At 63.3% G+C, this 21,648-nt stretch carries 21 protein-coding genes and 3 tRNA genes; 8 read left to right on the forward strand and 16 right to left on the reverse strand.

Annotated features, from left to right (window positions below):
* Positions 1 to 189: transposase (locus tag L630_RS0118720; protein ID WP_024849735.1), on the forward strand; the 189-nt coding region annotated here is incomplete at its 5' end.
* Positions 190 to 300: 111 nt separating this feature from the next.
* The gene (locus tag L630_RS0118725; RefSeq protein ID WP_144708805.1) at positions 301 to 1,392 is read left to right on the forward strand and encodes a hypothetical protein; all 1,092 of its coding nucleotides are present in this window, start codon (positions 301 to 303) and stop codon (positions 1,390 to 1,392) included.
* 39 nt (positions 1,393 to 1,431) lie between these two features.
* Here the strand turns inward: L630_RS0118725 and L630_RS0118730 are convergent.
* Together L630_RS0118730 and L630_RS0118735 are read right to left on the reverse strand one after the other, a co-directional pair.
* Positions 1,432 to 1,508: transfer RNA gene (locus L630_RS0118730), tRNA-Asp, on the reverse strand.
* A gap of 180 nt (positions 1,509 to 1,688) precedes the next feature.
* Positions 1,689 to 1,765: transfer RNA gene (locus L630_RS0118735), tRNA-Asp, on the reverse strand.
* Positions 1,766 to 1,988: 223 nt separating this feature from the next.
* Here L630_RS0118735 and L630_RS0118740 point away from each other — a divergent pair.
* Positions 1,989 to 2,064: transfer RNA gene (locus tag L630_RS0118740), tRNA-Val, on the forward strand.
* A 244-nt stretch (positions 2,065 to 2,308) separates the two neighbouring features.
* On the opposite strand, the gene L630_RS0118745 is transcribed toward L630_RS0118740, so the two are convergent.
* Together L630_RS0118745 and L630_RS0118750 are read right to left on the reverse strand one after the other, a co-directional pair.
* On the reverse strand, positions 2,309 to 2,632 hold the full coding sequence (locus L630_RS0118745; protein WP_024849737.1) for a cytochrome c: 324 nt from the start codon (positions 2,630 to 2,632) through the stop codon (positions 2,309 to 2,311).
* 246 nt (positions 2,633 to 2,878) lie between these two features.
* Positions 2,879 to 3,454, reverse strand: coding sequence for a DoxX family protein (locus L630_RS0118750; protein ID WP_024849738.1), 576 nt, complete (start codon positions 3,452 to 3,454; stop codon positions 2,879 to 2,881).
* A gap of 264 nt (positions 3,455 to 3,718) precedes the next feature.
* On the opposite strand from L630_RS0118750, the gene L630_RS0118755 reads away from it, so the two are divergent.
* Together L630_RS0118755 and L630_RS0118760 are read left to right on the forward strand one after the other, a co-directional pair.
* Positions 3,719 to 3,979: a hypothetical protein gene (locus tag L630_RS0118755; RefSeq protein WP_024849739.1), complete on the forward strand. Its 261-nt coding sequence runs from the start codon at positions 3,719 to 3,721 to the stop codon at positions 3,977 to 3,979.
* On the forward strand, positions 3,979 to 5,568 hold the full coding sequence (locus L630_RS0118760) for a hypothetical protein (protein WP_024849740.1): 1,590 nt from the start codon (positions 3,979 to 3,981) through the stop codon (positions 5,566 to 5,568). The genes L630_RS0118755 and L630_RS0118760 overlap by 1 nt, the downstream gene beginning before the upstream one ends.
* A gap of 40 nt (positions 5,569 to 5,608) precedes the next feature.
* Here the strand turns inward: L630_RS0118760 and L630_RS0118765 are convergent, their stop codons facing one another.
* Genes L630_RS0118765 through L630_RS21830 form a run of 11 tightly spaced genes read right to left on the reverse strand, consistent with a single transcriptional unit; the run spans position 5,609 to position 18,503 of the window.
* Positions 5,609 to 6,676: a glycosyltransferase family 4 protein gene (locus L630_RS0118765; protein WP_024849741.1), complete on the reverse strand. Its 1,068-nt coding sequence runs from the start codon at positions 6,674 to 6,676 to the stop codon at positions 5,609 to 5,611.
* Positions 6,673 to 7,737 (reverse strand): glycosyltransferase, encoded by a 1,065-nt coding sequence (locus tag L630_RS0118770; RefSeq protein WP_024849742.1) that lies wholly within the window; start codon positions 7,735 to 7,737, stop codon positions 6,673 to 6,675. Before L630_RS0118770 ends, L630_RS0118765 begins: the two co-directional genes overlap by 4 nt.
* Positions 7,737 to 9,110 (reverse strand): O-antigen polysaccharide polymerase Wzy, encoded by a 1,374-nt coding sequence (gene wzy / locus L630_RS0118775; protein WP_034330910.1) that lies wholly within the window; start codon positions 9,108 to 9,110, stop codon positions 7,737 to 7,739. The genes L630_RS0118770 and wzy overlap by 1 nt, the downstream gene beginning before the upstream one ends.
* A 44-nt stretch (positions 9,111 to 9,154) precedes the next feature.
* Positions 9,155 to 10,684: a hypothetical protein gene (locus L630_RS23245; RefSeq protein ID WP_024849744.1), complete on the reverse strand. Its 1,530-nt coding sequence runs from the start codon at positions 10,682 to 10,684 to the stop codon at positions 9,155 to 9,157.
* A gap of 3 nt (positions 10,685 to 10,687) precedes the next feature.
* Positions 10,688 to 11,950 carry a WcaI family glycosyltransferase gene (locus L630_RS0118785; protein ID WP_024849745.1) on the reverse strand — a complete coding sequence of 421 codons (1,263 nt, stop codon included), beginning with the start codon at positions 11,948 to 11,950 and terminating at the stop codon, positions 10,688 to 10,690.
* The gene (locus tag L630_RS0118790; RefSeq protein WP_024849746.1) at positions 11,947 to 12,891 is read right to left on the reverse strand and encodes a GDP-L-fucose synthase; all 945 of its coding nucleotides are present in this window, start codon (positions 12,889 to 12,891) and stop codon (positions 11,947 to 11,949) included. The genes L630_RS0118785 and L630_RS0118790 overlap by 4 nt, the downstream gene beginning before the upstream one ends.
* 3 nt (positions 12,892 to 12,894) lie before the next feature.
* Entirely contained in the window at positions 12,895 to 13,953 is a 1,059-nt protein-coding gene (gene gmd / locus L630_RS0118795) for a GDP-mannose 4,6-dehydratase (protein ID WP_084466223.1), read from the reverse strand.
* Positions 13,954 to 13,999: 46 nt separating this feature from the next.
* Complete coding sequence (locus L630_RS0118800; protein WP_024849748.1) at positions 14,000 to 15,010, reverse strand: NAD-dependent epimerase/dehydratase family protein; 1,011 nt, start codon at positions 15,008 to 15,010, stop codon at positions 14,000 to 14,002.
* Complete coding sequence (locus L630_RS0118805) at positions 15,007 to 16,350, reverse strand: UDP-glucose/GDP-mannose dehydrogenase family protein (RefSeq protein ID WP_024849749.1); 1,344 nt, start codon at positions 16,348 to 16,350, stop codon at positions 15,007 to 15,009. The genes L630_RS0118800 and L630_RS0118805 overlap by 4 nt, the downstream gene beginning before the upstream one ends.
* A gap of 57 nt (positions 16,351 to 16,407) precedes the next feature.
* Entirely contained in the window at positions 16,408 to 17,820 is a 1,413-nt protein-coding gene (locus L630_RS0118810) for a mannose-1-phosphate guanylyltransferase/mannose-6-phosphate isomerase (RefSeq protein WP_024849750.1), read from the reverse strand.
* Positions 17,817 to 18,503 (reverse strand): sugar transferase, encoded by a 687-nt coding sequence (locus L630_RS21830; protein WP_024849751.1) that lies wholly within the window; start codon positions 18,501 to 18,503, stop codon positions 17,817 to 17,819. The genes L630_RS0118810 and L630_RS21830 overlap by 4 nt, the downstream gene beginning before the upstream one ends.
* A gap of 346 nt (positions 18,504 to 18,849) precedes the next feature.
* Between L630_RS21830 and L630_RS0118820 the strand changes: the two genes are divergently transcribed.
* A complete protein-coding gene (locus tag L630_RS0118820; RefSeq protein WP_024849752.1) occupies positions 18,850 to 19,191 on the forward strand; it encodes a hypothetical protein in 342 nt (113 codons plus the stop codon).
* Between the two features lie 104 nt (positions 19,192 to 19,295).
* Positions 19,296 to 20,006, forward strand: a complete 711-nt coding sequence (locus L630_RS0118825; RefSeq protein ID WP_024849753.1) for a response regulator transcription factor — start codon at positions 19,296 to 19,298, stop codon at positions 20,004 to 20,006.
* An 80-nt stretch (positions 20,007 to 20,086) separates the two neighbouring features.
* Here L630_RS0118825 and L630_RS0118830 read toward each other — a convergent pair whose 3' ends face one another.
* Positions 20,087 to 21,328 (reverse strand): autotransporter outer membrane beta-barrel domain-containing protein, encoded by a 1,242-nt coding sequence (locus L630_RS0118830; protein WP_051473370.1) that lies wholly within the window; start codon positions 21,326 to 21,328, stop codon positions 20,087 to 20,089.
* Positions 21,329 to 21,407: 79 nt separating this feature from the next.
* Here L630_RS0118830 and L630_RS0118835 point away from each other — a divergent pair.
* Positions 21,408 to 21,648, forward strand: a 241-nt coding sequence (locus L630_RS0118835) for a transposase (RefSeq protein ID WP_024849755.1), incomplete at its 3' end; no start/stop codon positions are given.

The raw sequence follows: 21,648 nt of genomic DNA on the forward strand, positions 1-21,648 counted from the left end.
GAAATCAAGCGGCGAACCGAGGTCGTCGGCATCTTTCCAAACGACAATGCCATCGTGCGCCTCGTCGGTGCGTTGCTGCTCGAGCAAAATGATGAGTGGGCGGTCCAGCGATCCAGATACCTGTCTCTTGAGACAATCGCCGCAATGAGCGATGATCCGCTCATCAGCCTGCCCGCTGCGGCAAGCTGATCCGGCACAGTCCGGAAGGCACGGCGATCGCATAAGCTACACCACCTCTCGGGACATCATCCTCCCGTTATGTCCCTGAAGAACTTTGGCCGATGGTGGGGGATACTACACATGCATATTGAAGACCGTATGATCGCCCGCGCTCGCCATCTTCAGACTCCGCTTCCGCGACTGCAAGAACTGGCACCGCGCCTCCTGAGAATGCTTCCAAATACGATTGGTGCATGCACCGAGCGCCTCTCCGCCACTCGGCAGGAAATCGAGGACACAGCCGAATTCTTGCTCGACCAGGTCGCCGACCGTGGCGGCTGGACGTATATCGAGCCAATCTTCGGCGACCTCTCGCCATCCATCATCACGTTAGAGATGCTTGACGGCTGGTATGCTCGGCTTGTCCAGAAGAAGGGTATTGGTGAAGCCGGTCGCGCCATGAAGATCTGGCGCGCGCTCTACAACGTCATGGCAGCGATGAAGCTTTGCCCCGCAGGGCAAGATCCGTCGCTCGCAATCCGGAAGACGGCCGTTCCCGGTCGAACAGAAACCTCGACCGAGGGCGAAGCGGTGCGGCTAGTCAAGACGGCATGGCGGGAGGGATACCATGGCCTCGCCTGCATCATTGCAGTTGCATGGGATACCTCGTTTTCGCCAATCGACGTTCGAACCCTCACTCCGGACCACGCCGTTCTGATTGGCAACGATTGGGGATTCGCTATTAGGCGCGGCAAGACGAACGAAGCCGCGTACGGGATACTCTCACGCCGGACTCGCCGCCTGGTCGAGACCTATCTCAACCAACTGGACTACGAGCTACACGACTCAGCGCCGATGTTCAGGACGAAGGGGCACGTGCCGACCGAAAAAGGCGGCAGGCCGCGGATTGGTGTGCCCTACGAAAAGAACACCCTTGCCACTGACTTTCGGACGATTCGCACGATTGTGTTCGGCAAGGATGAAACGCGTCGCCTGATGGACATGCGACGGACAGGTGCAGTTGAGGCAAACGCGGGCGGCGCACCTGTTGAGCACATTGCCGCGAAGATGGGGAACAGCATCGATCAGAACAAAACGCTGCAGAAGACATACATGCCGGTCAGCACTGCGGCCGTTCGATCTGCAGAAGAAGCTCGCAGAATCGGGCGCAAGAAGCTGGAATCCGAACAGAACGAGATCAGAAAGTTGAAACTCGTTGGAGGAAAAAGTTGAAACTTATGGGAGGCAGTCAGGCTAAACGCCTGATTTTAATGGCGCGAGTGACGGGGCTCGAACCCGCGACCTCCGGCGTGACAGGCCGGCACTCTAACCGACTGAGCTACACCCGCGCATTCAACGTTCGCTTTGGCAGTGCGCCGCGGCGCGTCGTTGTTGGCGCTGAATTATGCGGTTCGCGCTCCGGTGTCAAGCGCAGTTGATCGCTTTCCCCACAACCCCAACATTCGGATTTTAAACGAATAACGGAAGCGGCGAAATGAGGAGAAGATGGATTGGAGAAGGAGAGAAAATGGCGCGAGTGACGGGGCTCGAACCCGCGACCTCCGGCGTGACAGGCCGGCACTCTAACCGACTGAGCTACACCCGCGCATTCAACGTTGCTTCGGCATGGCGCCGCCGCGTGTCGTTGTGGGCGCTGAATTAGGCGGTTCGCTGACCTGTGTCAAGCGCGCCTCGCCGCATTTTCAACTTTCCGCGAGTTCTTTTTCACACCGTCTTCTCCGCGTCCCGACGAAGCATTTCGCAACGCGCGTTCACGGCTAAATTTCGCTTGCAGAACAGGACGTGAGCCCTTAAAGGTCCGCGCCTGAGGGCGATTAGCTCAGTTGGTAGAGCGCCTCGTTTACACCGAGGATGTCGGGAGTTCGAGTCTCTCATCGCCCACCATTCCAGCCTCTCTATCCACGCATAGATTCTACACCGGCCGTTCGCGGACGCAGAAGCAGGGCTCGTGCCCTCACCGCAGGTTACGGAGATGAGGGAGAGCCTCACCTCCCATTGCCGTGACCGCTACAAGACCGGAATCAGCAGGGCATGCCCGCGGTTCCGCGGACGTTTCGCGGCGCTCGGTATTCCGGTGATGTTCCCGAATCGAGCGCCGTGTGAAGCTTCGGAGGATGCCGTGCCCGGCTCAGTTACTCAGGCTCTGAATGTAGGCAAGGATTTCTGTGATCTGTTCGGGCGTGGCGACGAACTGCGGCATGTCAGGATGGCCGGTCGAAATACCTTCGGCAAATGCCTCTTCCAACGCCGTAAGCGGATAACGCTCGTGGAGCTGGCGGAAGGGCGGTGCATCGGGATGTGGGCTGTCGCCCGAGCGTTCGATCGAATGGCAACGGGCACAGTTGGCCTCAACAAGGGCCCGGCCGTCATCAATCTCGTTCGCGACAGCGGCGGCTGCGCCCAAACCTAACAAAAAAGCGACCGCAGGGGTCAGGAACAAAACCTTCCGCATCTTGCCTCTCCAGCTTCGGGGACACAATTCTCACCCCGGGCAATTCCTACACTCACGATGTGCCGACTATGCACGGTCATCTCGGCTCTACCACGCTCCGCAACCGGTCGCGAAGCTCAGTCAGCACAATCCGGCACGTGCCGCGAGTTGCAGCCTCACCGGTACAACTTCCTCCTCGCGAACAAACCGGAAAAGCCCGCCGGCACCTTGCCGGCAGGGCTTCACCTTCGCCGCCGAGGCGCATGATCAAAATTCGCGGCCGATCAGCCGGTCGAGCGAAATCTTGCCGCCGCCGAAGGCTGCGATCAGCGCAGCGCCCGTGGCCCAGAAGGTCGAGTTGAACTCGGCCTTGCTCTGCACCTGGTGCAGGAAGGCGTGGCCACCGTCAGCCAGCAGACGTGCCTGGCCCTGCGCGGTCAGGTACTCCGTGTTGGCCTTCAGGAACTCGATGCCTTCAGGCGTCAGGAAGGCGTCGCCATAAGGGCGCGTGACGTGGAACCAGATGGTGATGGCGAGCATCACCGCATTGGCGAGCGCGATCGGGCGGGTCAGGAGCCCGAGCACGATCATCGCGCCACCCACGAACTGCATCACCGCCAGAAGCGGCGAGAAGAACCAGCCCGCCGGCCAGCCCAGCACGTTCTCCACAAAACCCACCTGCGCAAACGGCGCGGTGATCTTCGGCCAGCCTTCCACCATCAGGAGCCCGCCAATGATCACGCGGAAGATCGCCCAGCCGACCGGCTGCGCGAAGCAGTGATAGAACGGCGCCATGAACGGCAGGATCAGCCGCTCGCGCGGGCTCGAAGTCATCTCTTGCATCAGAATTCTCTCCTCTCGTGCGGGGGCGATTGTCGCCCGAAACCTTCTCCGGCAGGTCAGCCGGTCGGCATCTTCCGCTAGGTAAAATTTGACGGCACACGAAGAATTGAGGTGGATCAAAGCGTTGCGGAATTGCTTTGACGGGGGCGAATCGCGACTTGGCGGAAGCTGCACGGGATACCTCAAGGCAGCGCCACCGACTTATCCCCCTCCTCTCTCCCAAACCTACAGTTCCGGCGTCGAGCAAACAGAAAGGAGCTCAGGATGCAGGACAGTTACGCAAGGCTTTCTCCGGGTCTCGAATCGCCGGCGGCCACCGGCTTCACCGTCACGCCGGCCGATGACGACAACCTGCCGGCGATCACCCGTGCGCTCTATGTCGGCGAAGGCGGTGACCTCGCCGTTGAAATGAGCGACGGCACCGCCCTCATCTTCAAGGATGTTCCGACTGGTACGATCCTGCCGCTGCGGGTGCGCAAGGTGCTCGAAGCCTCCACCGCCGCCTATATCGTGGGGCTGTGCTGATGGGCGCGACGGGGCTGCATCTTGGCAGCATCTCGCCCGGCCGCGGCGCGCGGCCGCTCGGCACGCCCTGGTGGGCGCGGCGGGCGATTCTCGATGCCGATTTTCGCGAGAATCGCTTCCGCTTCGGTGGGAAGACCTTAACCGATCAGGCGGACTTTCTGGCTGCGGCTGGCTGCGTCGAAGGAGGCGGCAGCGTGCTTTTCGGCCCCTACGTCGTACCGAAAGCGCCCGAGCTGATCGCCAACGGCGAGTTCTCGGCAGCCGGCCTTGCAGGCTGGACGCCGGTGCTCAACGGTTCGTCCTCTGCAGGAAGCGTCGGAGCCGCGGCCCAGCTGACGTCGGACGGCAGCAGCGGACTTGGCGGTGGCGGGGCCGGCATCACCCAGCCGCTCGCAACCAGCGAGCACCGTGCCTACCGCGCGACCTATACTGTCAGCGACGCGACCTGCAATTTCCGCATTGGCGGAACCTCCGCAACCGCTGCCGGCCCCGCCGGCGGCACCCGCAGCCCCGGAAGCTATGTCGACACTTTTTCGGCACGCGCAGGCACGTCCCACTTCTACGCCTTCCGCGGTCCCACGGGGTCAACGCGCGTAAGCAATGTCAGCGTCCGCCCCTGCCTGCCGCTGAAGGGCATGGGCGACGGCGGGCTGACGGTCGAGATCGTAGCTGAAGCGCCCGCCTCGACCGCCACTCGACAGGTGCTGTGGTCGTGCGGCCACCTGATGACAGCGGATCCCGGCGACGAGATCCAGATCGTCTGTCAGGCGGGCGGCGAACTGCATGTCGAGTCGCGGGCAGCCACACACCTCCAGGCGTCGCTCAACCTCGGCGAACTCGAGCCGGGAGCGCCAATCGTGGTGCGGGTGGGGTTTGCGCAGGAAGCCTTCTTCGCGCAGCTCAACGACGGGGTAACCGTCTCGCACAACAGCGGCGTGCTGGTGGGGCTCGCTGTGATGCGGCTCAGGAGCAACCTTGCCGGCGAAAGCTGGGGCGGCGAGATCCACCGCCTCACCGTCTATGGCGAAGGCGGCGCGGAGACGTTTTATGGCCTCGTCCGCAACCTGATCCGCTGCGAGGGCGACGCCGTCCTCGCGGGAGCATCGGCTGCAGCAGCAATCGCAACTGTGGCCCGCCGCACGACGATCTCGACGGCGGAGGACGGCTCGACCGCGGCGAACATCGGCGAGAGGATTCGGGCCTCGGCCAACGCCCATCTGCGCCCTCGGACGACCGTCATCTGGCAGGCGGCTGCCGAGGCGCAATCGGTGCCGGAGGTGGAGGACTGGTGCGACGCGCTCGGGGCAGCGGTGGCCGAACTCGGCCATCGCCGCTTCGTGGTGATTCCGGCGCTGGTCGATGCAGGCGAGACGGAACTCGACATCGCGGATGCGACCCGCGATGCGCTTGCTGTGCGTTTCCCGCAGAACCTGCTCGACTGGCGCGATCATCTCGAACTCGACGCGAACGGCGTTCCGGTCCAGGTGATGTTCGAGGATCCGGAAAGTGGCAGCCTGCGCCTGTCGGAGGCGGCGACCGACCTGATGGCGTCCGCCATCGCAGGCTTCATCCACGCCAAGGGCTGGTAAGGCTGACACGCCCCGGGGAGGCGGCGGTTTCCGCCGCCTCCTAAACCTCCTCCCGTATGCTGCGCAGAAATGCCTCCCGCGCGGCCGCGTTGCGGGTCGCCCTCGCCTCGACAGCAAGCATCACCGACCGCCGCCGCGCCTGCATCTGCCCGACATCCTGCGAAAGCCTGATGATCGTCTCGACCAGCTCGCCATATTCACCGCCGTCGCGGCCAAGCAGCATGCCGTCGGCTGGATCGATTATAGCGGCGATGCAGCCGCGGTTGCTGGCAGCAACTGGAATACCGCGTCGCTGCGCCTCAAGGATGACCAGCGGCTCCGCCTCATTCGGATATGCGGTGGGAAATACCAGCATGTCGATTTCGTCGAAAAAGCGGTCCCGGTCGGCACCGTAGACCGGGCCTTGAATGCGCACGTCACTGAGTTCCTCGGCGCGCCTTCGCAACTCCGGCTCGATGCTGCATTCGGTGACCGGGCCGGCGATCAGCGCTTCGACGTTCGAGCCGCGCGCGCGGAGCGCCGCGACGATGTCGAGAAAACCAAAGATTCCTTTGTTGCGGGTGATGTTGGCGATGAAGCCGATCCGACGCAGCGGCCGATCCCGGAGCTCGACAGGACTGGGAGGCGGCCAGAAGGCCTCGTTAGAGACGACCCTGACATTGCGGATTCTCGGATAACGCTCTGCCAGAAGCGCGCCCATCCGCTCGCAGAGCACATGGTGCACCTGCCGTTCTCCGGCGACTGCGACGATCATTGCAAACAGACGGAACCGCCAGTCGGAATAGGTGAAGTTGTGGTGGTGGAAATGGATCGTCAGCCCGCGCAACCGGGCGACGATCGCCACCAGGAGGTCGTAGATCTGCCCCCAGCCGCCCGCGAGCGACAGGTACACGGTGAGCGGCTTGGGGGAGATCGCGACGTTCCAGCAGGCGCGAAGGTAGCGACAGATGCGCGACAGATGATAGCCGGCCACCCCGCCATGGGCGGAGGGCGATGTCGTGAAGGCGCGGACCTGCAGCCCCTCGTTCTCGAGCAGGCGCAGGACATCGAGCGTCATCGAGGAGGCGCCGTTCACCGGTGGTGGCAGAGGGCCGATCACGAGGATCATGCGGTTACTCGGAGAAGTCCGGAGAAGATCGCGAAATAAGCGTCCCCGATTTGTTGGGCTGCCATGCCAGTAAGTCTCTCTCGCGCCGACTCGAGATGATCCGTCGCCTCCGGATCGCCCAGAATCGCCTCGATGCCCGTCGCGACTAACTCCGGATCATGCCGCTCGCGGATGAGATGCGGATAGTCCGGCCCAAGGACATCAATGTGTTCTGGAATGGCCGAAGCCAGCACCGGCCTATTCTCCGCAACAGCTTCCAGCATCACGTTCGGAGTCCCCTCGTGGTTGCTCATCGTCACAACGACCCGGCTTTCCCGGATGAAGGACTGCACATCGCGCCGGAAGCCGGCCAGTTCGAACCTGTCGGCAACTCCTCCCTCCTGAATTATCTTCGCCACTTCAGTCTGCAGGCTCCCCTTCCCTACGAAAGCAAAGCGCAATTCCGGACGCCGCCGCGCCAGCAGGGCGAAAGCCTGCGCGACCACGAGTACGTTCTTCTGCGGCTCCAGACGACCGACGTGGATCACATCGAACCGCTTCGGCTGCCCACGCGCCGCGAGCAGGACCTTAGGGACGATGTTGCCGACTAGATGTCGCGGCACCTGCGGCGCCCAGCGCTGCCACAACGCATCCCCGGCGCGCGAATTGCTGACGATGAGGTCTGCGTGCCGTCCTGCAAAGCGCCGCAGCAAAAAGCGCAGGTCGGGCGGATAGAACGAATCGCGCTCCGTCATCACCCAGCGGATATGCGGCAAGAGCTTGCGGATCGCGAAGGCGTAGATGTCGCAAGCTGGCAGCCACGAAACAAGAATGTGCGGCCGGAGACGCCTGACGAGGCGCCATGCGCGAAAGATGTTGGCCGGGTTCCAGTTGGAGCGGGCCGGGATCGTATGGACGGCCAGACGCTCGGTTCGAAGCAACCCGTCATGGACTTCGTCCGGGTGGAAACGGATGAGGTGCAGGTCTAGACCAGCCCGCGTCTGCAGCTCGTTGAGGAGCAGAATACACTGCTTCTGCGCCCCGCCATCGCCGAAGCCGGGGATGATGAAGCAGATGCGCATCAGCCAGATCCGACGGTTTGATACGCCGGGTGCGGGATCGGCTGTGGCGTCATCCAGCGAGCGAGCAGCATGAGCGCGCAGCTCCACACGAGGATCCGCACCGGGAAGTCGGCCGCGTAACGTGGCAGCTCGGCAAACAGCGCCAGAGTCAGGAGATAGGTGACGATCTTCCTCGTCGAGAACGGATCGGCGATGACGCGGTTCTGCGCCCAGCCAGCGGTGCGGCCAAGCAGGAACATCACCATCGGCACGCCGAAAACGCCGAAGTCGACATAGATGTCGGCAATCAGGCTCGTGCCGACATTCCAGCCTGCATTGGCCGGCAGCATCACCCGCGTCAGGTAGTCAGCACTGGTCAGAATCAGGTCATGCCCGGCTACCGCCAGCCCACGCACGAATGGCACCACGCCCGCAAAGCCATAGAGCTTATAGAGTCCCAGTGCAAAACCCTCCTCCGCCGGCACGGTCGCCAGCGCGGCTCGAACGGTGATGGCGCTGATGTTGAAGCTCGTTTCGCCAGAGTGGTCGCTGACAGTGGCAAGGTCCGCCAATCCCCACTCGTCCTCCCCGCGCAGCGTCTCAACCCGATCATAGACATGCAGCGACAGCAGCAGGGCTGCGAGGATCGTCAGGCGACCGATTCGGAAGCGAAAGGTGGCGAGCCCGCCGCCCAGCACGATCAGCAACAGCAGCGCTGCGTTACGGTCGCCCAAGCTGAGCAATCGCACGCCCCAGACGATGGCAAGCAGCGCCGAGCACCATTCGGCGAACCCCGGCCGCTCCCGCCGCGCCAGTCGCGCAACGACGAGCGCCAGCGCCATCATCGACAGCATGGTGACGAGCAACGAAGCACCCTCGGCCAGCACACCGCCGAAGCTCGTGCCAGTGTACCTGCCCTCGCCTTCAGCGCGCCAGCCGGCGAGAAGGTAGACCGACATCAGCCCAACGAGCCCGACGAGGACGAGCTGCGGCAGCAAGGCGATGTTGCGGTTGTCGGCGACAGGAGGAGGACCGACGAGATATGCCCGCTTCCACCTGAATCCGAACGAGAACGCGACGATACCTGCCGTCGAAAGCAGGATCGCGCGGCTCGCTTCCTCCGGAAAGGTTTTCGGGACGAAACGGCTTGCGCCGGCATCGACAAGGCCGAGCAACGCCTGCTGGTACGACAGGTAGTAGACGAAGAAGCAAAAAATGAGGAACAGCAGCTCGATCGTCACGAAGCTCGGCACATGCGGCGCGATGTCTAACGGCCTCCAGACGGCAGAAAGGAGCAGAAGGTAGAAGATCGCGAGGCATGAAGCGGAGATACCCGTATCCTCGCCGTCGGCGACGAGGAAGAATGCAACGACGAGGCCCACAATGACGGACAAGAACACCGTCGCCACCGCTGGCGAGATATGGCGGAACGCAACGATCAGCCGCCGCTCCTTGCAAAAGGGAACAACTCGCTGACCAGAACCCGCGTATCGGCTGACAAGATGAACCACCAGCTGAAGGCGGCAAGTACGGGAACAACAACCGCTCCGAGCGCAAGGTAATACGGGGCGGCATGCAGAAATTCTCCGGCTACAAGTCCCGCAACGAGGGTGACAGCTGTCAACTTCGCCTTGTTGCCGATCATGATCCAAGCGGAAGCGTCGATGGAACGACGCGACAGCCGGGAGATCCGAAGCGAGAGGAACAGCCGTCCCGCGATGAGCCCCGCGAACATTCCGGCGATGCTGCCGCTCAGCCACCAGACGATGGTTGCCATCGCGATTCCGGCACATGAGCCCACAAGCGCGAGGCGGCTTCTGGCGCGCATGGCGAGAGCCGCATCCTGAAGCTGCGCATGCCAGCGCAGATGTGCGATTTGGATCGCGGAGGCGACGATCAGCGCGTTCACGAGGCTGCCCAAATACTGCGCCTCTCCGGCCCATCGCCCGACAAAAGCATCATTGAATGCGAGGATCGCCGCACCGGACAAGGCAACTATCGCGAAGTTTATCTCCCCGGTCGCCCGGATCAGACGCGCCGCTTCTGCGCCCTCACCGCGCGCAAGCGCCCGCCCGAGTCGTGGCATGAAGGCACTGGTGGTCAGCAATATGAGCTGAGGAACGAACTGCGCCGCAAAGCCGGTGAAGACGTACTGGCTGACCGCCCCTGCACCGACCAGCACGCTGACGAGAAGCAGTTCGCTCGATAGCAGCAGCTTCTGGACGTATGACCAGACCAGCGTCGCGGCTCCGAGCCTCGCAACATGGCGCGCTTCGGTGCTGATTGATTGCGCAACGCCCCACCACGGCAGGCGCCAGCGGGCAGCAAGGATCGTGGCAACGAGCTGAAGCAAGGTCACGGCGAGGGCTGCACCTGCCATGCCGATCAGGCTGAGCCCGGCCTGTGCGGCGGCAATGACGGCTGTGCTGGAGAGGATGACCGATGCGGTCGTCACACTGACTGCTAGCCAGGACTTGTTCTCGCCGACGAGAGCCGCCGCCGGGAGGGCAGCGATCCCTACGAGAATGGAACTTGCACAAAGGATGAGGCAGAGCGCAGTAAGCTCTGCGCCGCCGGCATCCCCATCTTCGATGATGGGCGGAAGCAACCAGGCAAGGACCGCCGACAGTACAACCACCGGCGGGAGCCAATGCAACCAGACCCGCAGCGCGGCGCCCACGAGCCGCCGTTTCTCGGCACCATCGCCACGGCAGTTCGCGACCAGCCATTTCAGCGCCTGCGGCGGGCCGCCGTCACAGGAAAGGACGAGCTCGACGATCCGCTGAGACGCCTTCCATATGCCGAAGCCGCTGGTGCCGAGAGCTCCCAGCAACAGTGGATTGATGATCAGCCCCGCGAGGGCGGCGACGATGAAGTTGAGATAGTTGGCGGCGAGGTTGAGCCGAGTTTCCACGTTTCGCGCGCGGGGAGCAGTGGCGATTTCCGCTACTTCGGCGCGCGCGTTCATGGCTCACTCCGCTGCCGCCGGGACCGGCGCTTCCTTCGCCGCGCCCTGCCCCAAAAGCTTATCGAACTCGGCAAGCTGTCGCGACAGGATCTGTTCGCGCGACCAGTTTTGCTCGGCACGCCTTCGCGCGGCGACCGACATGCGGGCATGAAGGGTGGGATCATCGATGAGCCGCTCGAGAGCATCGGCCAGCGCGGTGGCGTCGCCCGGTGGGGTGGCAAGGCCGCAGCCTTCGATCTCCAGCGCGATGCCGGTGCCCGGCGCAACTGTCGCGACAATCGGCCTGCCAGACGCCAGCATGTTGCCGAGCTTCGACGGCAGGACGAGGTCGGCGGCGGCGGCCAGTTGAGGCAACAGGTGGATCCTCGCTAGGCCGAGCAGTTCGCCAAGCTCAGCCTCTGGCTGCAGGTCACGAAATACGAGGTTCGGCATATCCGCCGCCAGCCGCTCCAGCGCAGCCCTGCTCGGCCCGTTGCCGCAGATGACGAAGGTGAGGTCAGTCCGATGCCGCAGCCGCCGCGCGGCCTGCAGCACGATCTCCAGCCCCTGCTTCTTGGCGATGTTGCCGGAATAGAGCGCGACGTGCGGCGTCCCGATCTTCCATCGATCACGGTAGAAAGACGGTCGTGCCAATGGCCTCACCGCTTCAATGTCGATGCCGTTCGGAAACTCGACCAGCCGTTCAGGCGGAGCACCGATCGCGCAGGTACGCTGGCACATCGGCCGTGAGACCGAGCTGACCCGGTCGAACGAGCCGATAACCAGTTTCTCGAACCGCTTTGCCACCCGCGCAAGGAGGCCCGAGCCATGCAGCAGGCCGGTGGCAAAGGCGGCATCGACCTCGAGGTCATGCACGTGCAGCCAGCTTCGCGCGCCGGAGATCAGCGCGGCAAGGCGCGCCACAGGCGCCGCGATCAACGATGGCGCGGTGGTGAAGACAATGTCCGGCCGCATCCGCAATGCCATAAACAGCGTCGGAGCCACCACGCTGAGGGCAAAGCTGACATAATGGACCATGCGGCGGCTGCCGCTCGGATTCTTCGGCACGTAGAGCGGGCAACGGATCACACGCACGCCGTCTTCGATCGACGCCGAATAGCGCTGCCGGAAGCCGGGGGCGATGCGCCACTGCGGATAGTATGGCTGCGCGCAAACGACCGTGACCTCGTGGCCAGCCTTGGCGAGCCAGCGCGCCATGTCGGAAGTATAGCGGCCGGCACCCACCGGCTCGGGCGCGTAGTTGAGGGCAAGGACAAGAAGCTTCATGCAGCCTCCTCCCCGGCGTGATGCTGCAGATACCAGCGATAGGTCGCAGCGATGCCGTCGCGGAGGCCGATGCGGGGTTTCCACCCCATCCCGCGCAAACGGCTGCAGTCCAGCAGCTTGCGCGGAGTACCGTCTGGCCGGGCGAGATCATTGGTGATCCTGCCGCAATATCCGACGATGTCGCAGACCATCCGCGCCAGTTCGAGGATCGATACCTCCTCGCCGGTGCCGACATTGACCACCGCATGCTCGCGATTGTGCTTTAGCAGGTGGACGAGCGCGTCGGCGCAGTCATCGACATACATGAACTCGCGCAGCGGCGTGCCACTGCCCCAAAGTACCAGTTCGGGTGCACCAGATATTCGCGCTTCATGCGCCTTGGCGATCAGGGCGCCGAGCACATGGCTGCGCTCCGGGTGAAAGCAGTCGCCAGGTCCGTAAAGGTTGGTCGGAGTTGCGGCGAAATAGTCGCGGCCATGCTGGTGCCGATAGGCTTGGGCAAGTTGTACGCCAGCGATCTTAGCGATCGCGTATGCCTCGTTGGTCGGCTCGAGCGAGCCGGAAAGAAGAGCCTCTTCCCGGATCGGCTGTTCGGCAAACTTGGGGTAGCCGCAGCTCGAAGAGAGATAAAGCAGCCGCGGAACCGCAGCCGCATGTGCGGCTGTGATGATATTCGTGGCGATCAGCAGATTGTCGTTGATGAAGTCGGCGGGGCGGCTGGCATTCGCGGCTATGCCGCCGACAGTTCCGGCCGCGACGACGATAATGTCCGGCCGCGCGCCAGCGATAAAACCCTCCACCTCGCGCTGACGGCGGAGGTCGAGCTGTTCGCGGCCGACGGACAGGATCTCGCAATCCTCCGTCGCCAGCCGCCGGACGATCGCACTGCCGACCATTCCGCGATGACCAGCCACCCAGATACGTCTGCCCAGCGTATGCATCGCTCAGCTCCACCGCGCGGCTGGCGCGCCGCCCACCAGAGCGATGTCAGCCTGCACCATCTCACGGATGAGATCGTGCAGGCCGGTCCGGTGCTCCCAGCCAAGTTGCTGTCTTGCCTTGCTGGCATCGCCGACGACGATGTCGACCTCCGTCGGCCTGAAGCAGCGCGGATCAACCGCGATGCGGCAGGCACCGGAGGCCCGGTCATAGGCCTTCTCGTTGAGCCCCTCGCCCCACCATTCGAGATCGATGCCGGCCTCGGCGAAGGCAAGCGTCGCGAATTCCCGCACCGTCGCCGCAACACCGGTTGCGAGCACGTAGTCGCCCGGATCGTCCTGCTGCAGCATCAGCCACATGCCCTGGACGTAGTCGCGCGCGTGTCCCCAGTCGCGTCGCGCATCGAGATTTCCTAGCTGCAGCCGCTCCTGCCTGCCCTTGCTGATTGCCGCAGCCGCCAGCGTGATCTTGCGCGAGACGAAGGTTTCCTCGCGCAGCGGGCTTTCGTGATTGAACAGGATGCCGTTCGATGCGTGCAGGCCACAGGCCTCGCGATAGTTCACTACCGTCCAGTAGGCGTAGAGTTTTGCGGCCGCGTAAGGAGAGCGCGGGCGAAACGGCGTCGTCTCGCGCTGCGGGATTTCAGTGGCATCGCCATAAAGCTCTGAGGTCGATGCCTGGTAGAACCGGCATTTCTTTTCGAGACCGAGAATCCGGATTGCCTCCAACAGTCTCAGCGCACCCAGCGCATCCGCATTGGCCGTATACTCCGGCGTGTCGAAGGAGACGTGGACGTGGCTCTGCGCAGCGAGATTGTAGATCTCGTCCGGGCGGCATTCGGTGACGATGCGGATGAGGTTCGTCGCATCCGTCATATCGCCATAGTGGAGGACGAAGCGGTCTTCGGCTTCATAGGCGGCGAGCAGCGCCTCGATGCGACTGGTGTTTCGGGTTGAGGCGCGGCGGCGCAGACCGTGCACCACATAGCCCTTGTCGAGCAGGAGGCGGGCGAGCAACGCCCCGTCCTGACCAGTCACTCCGGTTATCAACGCAGTCCTAGACACGAACTCCCCCGTCCGCACGATCCCCGAGCATGCGTATGCTGTCAGTCTAGGTGCGCCTGTACTCCCTGAACCACTCGACGAACTCGCGCACCGTTTCGTCGATCGTTGTCTTCGGAACGTAACCCGTCAGCGCCTGAAGCAGCGCCGGGTCAGCATAGGTCTCGACCACGTCACCCTTCTGCATCGGCAGCATGATCTTCTGTGCATCTTTGCCGAGGTGGCGCTCGATGGTCTCGACGAATTCGAGCAGCGGTACCGGCTCGCCTCCACCGATGTTCACCGCGCGCCAGGGCGCAACTGTCGAGAGGGAATCGCGGCCATTCGGCACTGCAACCGGCTTGCCCTCCTCCGGCACGGCGTCGGCAAGCCGCAAAATTCCCTCGACGAGATCGCCGACAAATGTCGCGGCGCGGCGCATGCGGCCCATGCCGTAGATCTCGATCGGTTCGCCGCGCTCGATGAGATCGACGAACTTGTAGAGCGCCATGTCGGGCCGGCCCCACGACCCGTAGACGGTGAAGAAGCGGAAGCAGGTCGTCGGGATCTTCCACAGATGAGCGTAGGAATGGCTCATCGCCTCGCACGCCTTCTTGGTGGCGGCGTAGAGCGAGACCGGAAAGTCGGTTCGCTCGGCCTCGGCAAACGGAACCTCTTCATTGCCGCCATAGACCGAAGACGTAGAGGCAATGAGCAGATGCCGAGGCTGATGCGCGCGCGCGGCCTCGAGCAGGTTGAACGTACCGACGACGTTTGCAGAGATATAGAGGTCCGGATGCTCCAGCCCGTAGCGCACACCCGCCTGCGCGGCGAGATGCACCACCACCTCAGGCTGGAAGCTTTCGTACGCCTCGTCGAGTGCTGCCTTGTCCTCCAGCATCGCCTCGACGAAGCGGTAGTTCTGGCTTTCGCACAGGATCGCATTGCGCGCCTGCTTGAGTGAGACGTCGTAGTACGGCGTCATCCCGTCGAAGCCGAGCACCTCGTGCCCCTCGCCCAGGAGCCGGCGGGTCAGGTGAAACCCGATGAAACCAGCCGATCCTGTGACGAGAAACTTCATTCGGCAGCTTCCCTGTGCGGTACGGCGATATCGTCGTGGCGGCGGCCGACGCTGGTGTAGTGCAGGCCTGCGCGGAGCGCCTCATCCGGCCGGTAGATGTTGCGCAGGTCGACCAGCCGCGGCGTGTTCATGGTCGAGGCGATCCGCGCCAGATCGAGCGAGCGGAACTGATTCCACTCGGTGACGATCACCAGGCAGTCGGCACCAGCCGCGACGTCGTAAGCGTCCCGGCCAAACTCGACGCCCTCGATCATCGTCTTCGCAGCCTCCATGCCCTCAGGGTCGTAGGCGCGCACCCGCGCGCCATGGTCGAGCAGCGTCTGGATGATCGCGAGCGACGGCGCATCGCGCATGTCGTCGGTGTTCGGCTTGAAGGTGAGGCCAAGGATACCGATGGTGCGGTCCCGGACATTGCCGCCGCAGGCCGCGATCACCTTGCGACCCATGGCGCGCTTGCGGTTGTCGTTGACCGATACGGTCGCCTCCACGAGGCGGAGCGGAACGTCATAGTCCTGCCCGGTCTTGAGCAGCGCCAGCGTGTCCTTTGGAAAACAGCTGCCGCCATAGCCCGGGCCGGCATGCAGGAATTTCGAGCCGATGCGCTTGTCGAGGCCGATGCCACGCGCCACCGCCTGCACATCCGCGCCAACCTTTTCGCAGAGGTCGGCAATCTCGTTGATGAAGGTGATCTTCATCGCCAGGAACGCGTTCGCCGCGTACTTGATGAGCTCGGCGGTGCGCCGGCCGGTGAACATGACCGGGCCTTGGTTGAGGTAGAGCGGACGATATACGCTCTCCATCACCTGGCGCGCGCGTTCGTCCTCGATGCCGACGATGATGCGGTCAGGCCGCTTGAAATCCTCGATCGCAGCACCCTCGCGCAGGAACTCGGGGTTGGAGACCACTGCAAAATCGGCAGCCGGGTTGACCTTGCGAATGATGCGCTCGACCTCGTCGCCGGTTCCGACCGGAACGGTCGACTTGGTGACGACGACGGTAAAGCCCTTCATCGCGCGGCCGATCATTTCAGCGGCACTTGCCACGTATGCCAAATCGGCGTGGCCATCGCCGCGGCGGGACGGCGTGCCGACGGCGATGAAGACGACTTCGGCGTCGGCGACTGCCGAGGCCACGTCGGTCGAAAACTTCAGCCGCCCGGCTTCGGAATTTTGGGCGACGAGCGCGTCGAGGCCTGGCTCGTAGATGGGAATCTCGCCGTTCTTCAGGCGCTCGATCTTTGCCTCGTCGAGATCTACGCAGGTGACGAAATGACCGAAATCGGCAAAGCAGGCGCCACTCACCAGCCCGACATAGCCCGATCCCAAGATTGAGATACGCATTACTCTTTCTCTCCCAGGGAAAACTGCCCGTTGCTACGATGTCCCCCGACCCGCACGTCACACCCGCCCGTACGCATCGTCGAACCGGACGATGTCGTCTTCCCCCAGATAGTCCCCCAGCTGGACTTCGATCAGAACCAGTGGAACCGGTCCCGGATTGGCGAGACGATGACGGTTTCCGCTGTAGATATACGTAGACTGACGTGGCGTCAGGCAAATCTCGCGGTCACCGTTAATGACTCGTGCAACGCCGGACACAACCACCCAGTGTTCGGAACGGTGGCGGTGCGCCTGCAGGCTGAGCGCAGCCCCCGGTTTCACGTCGATCCGCTTGATCTTGTAGTGCGGTCCCTCCTCGAGCACGGTGTACGTACCCCACGGGCGGACCACCCGGCGATGCAGCTCGGCGGCCGCGTGGCCTTCGCCTTTCAATCGTGCAAACACGGAGCGCACATCCTGTGCCCGATCGCGATGGGCGACGAGCAGCGCGTCCGGCGTGTCGACGACCACCAGGTCCTCGACCCCGACCAGCCCGACGACGCGGTCGCTGCCCTGGACGAAGCAGTTGCGGGCCCCTTCCTGCGCGATGGTGCCGACCAGCCGATTGCCCCAGCCGTCAGGCTCCACCAGATCTGACATGGCGGTCCAGGATCCGACATCGGACCAGCCGCAGTCACATGGCACCAGCGCCAGACGGTCGGTCTTTTCCATCACCGCATAGTCAATCGCGATCGCGGGCGTGGCGGCGAACGGCGCCTTGGCGAGATCGATCCTCAGGCCACCCGGCGCGGTCGTTGATCTCGCCGAGGCGAGGGCTTCCCGCGCGCCCGCCAAAACCTCGGGGCACCAGCGCTCCAGCTCGCGAATCATGGTCGCGGCCGCAAAGCAGAACATGCCAGAGTTCCAGTACGCACGCCCGGTTTCAATCAGCGTTCGCGCCGACGCGATGTCAGGCTTTTCCGAGAAGCTCACCTTGCCGTCATCGGCAACCATCACATAACCAAAGCCGGTCTCCGGCCGCGTTGGCCGGATGCCGAAGGTGACGATGCGCCCTGCTGCAGCAAGCCGCGCCGCCTCCTGCACAGCCTGTCGCAGCGCTTCCTCGTCCGTTACGAGCTGGTCCGCAGGCAAGACCACCAAGACGGCATCGTCGCCATGGACCTTCGCAACATGCAGCGCAGCGAGTGCGACGGCTGCCGCCGTCTCACGCCCCTCGGCCTCGAGAAGCAGGGTATTGTGGGTAGCCGCACAATCCGCCGCCTCGTACTCCCCGACGCTGAGATGTGCGAGATCCCGATGCGTGACCGTCACGATGCAGCCGTTGTCTGCCAGCGTTACAGCCCGGCGATAGGTCCGTCGGATCAGCGTGTCACCCTGCGGCAATGTGATGAAGGGCTTTGGGAAGTTGCGGCGCGAGACCGGCCACAGCCGCGAACCGGCACCACCGGAAAGGATCACCGGGACGATCATTGGCGCGCCCTCCCCGTCCTCATCCGTTCCGGACGCATCAGGAACCCGCCGAACACCGTCTTCGTCAGGATCTTCAAGTCGAGCCGCAGCGAGAAATTCTCGATGTAGGCAAGGTCCTGGTCGATGCGCCCGCGCGCCAGCCAAGGGTCGCCCGTCGGCCCGCGCAAGCCATTGACCTGCGCCCATCCGGTGAGGCCCGGCTTCATCTGCAGCCGCTGCGCGTAATACGGGACCAACTGCCGGTAGCTCGTCCCGCCGGCACGCATGCCCGGCACATGCGGCCGCGGCCCGACGAGAGACATCTCGCCGCGAAGCACGTTGAGGAGCTGCGGCAACTCGTCGAGGCTGGTGCGCCTGAGGAAGCGTCCGATCGGCGTCAGCCGCGGATCACCGTCCGACGGCTGGCTGATGCCGGTGGCGTCACAACCATCTTCCCGCCATGTCCGGAATTTCAGAAGCCAGAAAAGCTGGCCGTTCAGCCCCTCGCGTTGCTGGCGAAACAGGATGCTGCCGCCGTCGTCAAGGCGGATCGTCGCCGCGATGCAGAGCAGCAGGGGCGACAACAGGACCAGCGCCACGACACTCACGATGATGTCGATCAGTCGCTTGGCGACCAGCCGAGCAAAAAGCGTCCGTGTTCGCTGCAGAACGAATGGCCGCCCCGCCGCCCGACTCAGGGGCAAGCCGGACTGGGACGTTGTTTGTCCGCCGATGCCACCCCGTCCCGATGTCTCTCGGCCAAAGGCCGGTCGCGGCCCGCTACTCGCAGTCACACTACGCATGTTCACCCCCGCCACCCCGCGACCGATCAGATCGCCGTGGCCCGCAAACCCGACACGCTGTATGAAGCAATTAACCGTTTCCTAAATTAACACAGATTAATTTACTTTCCAGTAATTTTTACAACCGCCGCAAGAGTTGCTTTACGCATAGGATGTAGAAGGTAGTACAAGTGAAATTTCTACTTTTAGATCAGACGCATACTGCAGCGCCACGAAAGAAGCCCCTGACTTTGCCGAAAGGATCGAGATGAGCATCGCCGGGATCCAGACACGCAATCCGGAACGCGACCGCAACACCGATCTCGCACGCCTGGAAAGGCTGACGGCGCTGCTGCGGCTGCTGCAGGCCGAGGTCGAAAGCGAGAGTGCGGGCCTTCGCCGGCGCTACAAAGAGGCCCAGGACGCTGCCGCATTCGCACTCGACGCATTCGAAAACGGCGACGGCGAGGAACTCTCCGCCACCGCTGATCAGCTCGGCGAGCGCATGCGCCGCTACCAGCATCGCGTCTCCGCTCTTGGCACCCAGAAGACCTTCCTGCAGGAGCTGGAGGAGAAGGCGGCGCAGTTCCGCGCAGGGCTCCAGATCTAGCAACGTCTAGCGGGGCGCACGGTGGGGCGCCGTGTGGGTTTGCAACGACCAGATGAAGATGCTTAATTTCACGCGGGGGGTGATCTTGCGTTTGAGTCCCGGGGATGAACGACGCAACGTCACACTATGGCGAATTCGTCGTTCCGCGGCTGGTCTATCTTGTCGACGGAGATGCGACTTCGCGGGAAGAAATGGTTGTTGGCCTGTCTCGGCTCGGGCTGCAAGTCGCCGGATTTCCGAGCGCCGCCGCGCTCTATCGCGCCATAGCCGCAGCACCCGCTGACATTGTCATCCTGGAAATGGACTTGCCCGGCGAGGACGGACTGGCCGTCGCGTCGCACCTGCATTCCGGAGGATCGGTAGGTGTCATCTTCGCGACAACCCGCGCTTCGGTAGAGGACCGCGTCAAAGGACTAAAAGCCGGCGCTGACGCGTATCTCACGAAACCTGTAGACGTCGAGGAACTGGCAGCCGTAGTCGTTGCCGTGGCCCGCCGCATCCGCGCGTCAACGCTGGCTGCGTCGGTCATGTCAGGCTGGTCCCTGATCGAAGGCGGTTGGGTGCTGACCGACGCGGCGGGAAATCGACTGTGCCTCACGGGCATCGAGCGCCAGCTGATCCAACGCCTGCTCCAGGAGCGCGGCAGGGTCGTATCCCGCGGCGCGATCGTCGAGGCGCTTGGCAAGGACATCTACGACTTCAACTATGCTTATCTCGACACCATCATCAGCCGCCTGCGACAGAGAGCGAAGAAGGCCGGCATGACACTGCCGCTGCATGCCGTCCGCGGCGAAGGCCTGGCCTTCGCGGGATAATTTTGGGCGCAGACCACACGCAGCAGATAAAAACAGCGGCACCCGTGGGCACCGCTGTCTGCATACCTACGTGGTTCACGTCACCACTTCACACGCAAACCGACGGTGCCCTTGAGCGAATAGCTGTCGCCAAAGTTGTCCAAGCTGGTGGCGACAAGGGCTTCACCATAGACGGAAAACTTGTCGTCGTCCCAGTTGTACGAGCCGCCGACACCTATGCCCCCCCATAGGTCGTCCTTGTCGCTGGCAAAGCTGACGCCCGAGACGTTGACCCGCGTGCTGCCCTCGAACTCCTTGTAGAGATTAGCGATCGCATAGACATGGGCGCGGTTGAGCAGGCCCTTGTCGTTCTGCCAGGAGTTTTCATAGTCGAGGCTGATGCCGAGACGGCCCAGCAAGCTCTTGCCGCCATGCTCCAGGCTGACGGCGGCCCCGAAGGCGTCATTGAAATCGTCGAAGTCGACGCGGGAATAGGTGAGCTGGGCCTGCGGCGTGATCGACCAGGCGGGGCTCAAGGCGATGCGCTGGCCAGCTTCAATCGCGAAGGCATAGCCGAAGCCATCATTGCCGGAAGCAACCGGCAGCCGGCCGCCACCTATGCTCAAGTCGCTGTCATACCACGTGGCCTGCGCCTGGCCGTCGAGATAGAATCCTCCAGAACCATACCAGGTAAGGGTTCCGCCGACGCCGATGCCATTGGTGCCAATTTTGCCGCGCCCGCTGTCAGCATTGTAGGGCGATGAAATATTCGCCGACCCATGTACATACTGAACATTGACGCCGCCGATCAGCGTTCCCGCGGAATCTTCGAAAAGTAGCGCGTCGTAGCCGGCCTGAAGCCGGAAGGTGTTGTAGTCGTACTCGGCCTGCGTCCCTGACAGCGTCGGCTCAATGCTGGTGTGGCTGCCTTCAAGGCGCATCCACGCACCAGTCTTTTCAATGAACGGGCCATAATCCTCCTGAGGTGCGTCGGGAAGCACCGGCAGGTCCGCACCCTGGGAGATCGGCTTGTTTCCATTTCCTGCCCAGTAGCGATTACCGACTCGCTGCTGCAGCGTCGGCAGGCCGGAAAGCCCCAGCAGAAGCTGCGGATAGGTCTCGTAGACCGGATCGCCTGCCTGATAGAGCGGCCCGATCGGCGGCTCAGGGTTGCCGGGATCGGGATTGCCCGGATCCGGGTTTTCGGGATCAGGATTCTCCGGATCGACCGTCATCTTCGTCGAGCGAAGATACCAGTCGCCGTCGTCGGGCGTCGGAATGCCGCCCTGGTAGAGTTTGTAGGCATAGGCTCCGCCGACGACTGCAGGCGCGCCCTCGTGCACATAGTCACCCGCCAGTGGTCTGCCCCCTGAAAAGTGGTCCTCCCTGAAGTAGGCTATTGAGCCGTAGGAGGACGTTGGAATGCCCCAGAAGAAGCACAAACCCGAAGAGATCGTGGCGAAGCTGCGCCAAGTCGATGTTCTGTTGTCGCAAGGTCGTTCTGTCGGAGAAGCGGTCCGTTTGATCGGCGTGACGCAGTTTACGTATTACCGGTGGCGCAAGGAGTTCGGCGGCCTGAAGGGTGACCAGGTAAAGCGGCTGAAGGAGCTCGAGAAAGAGAATGACCGGCTGCGCAAGGCGGTCTCGGACCTGACACTCGAGA

The sequence above is a fragment of the Aminobacter sp. J41 genome (assembly GCF_000526635.1).
Classification (GTDB): Bacteria; Pseudomonadota; Alphaproteobacteria; order Rhizobiales; family Rhizobiaceae; genus Aerobium.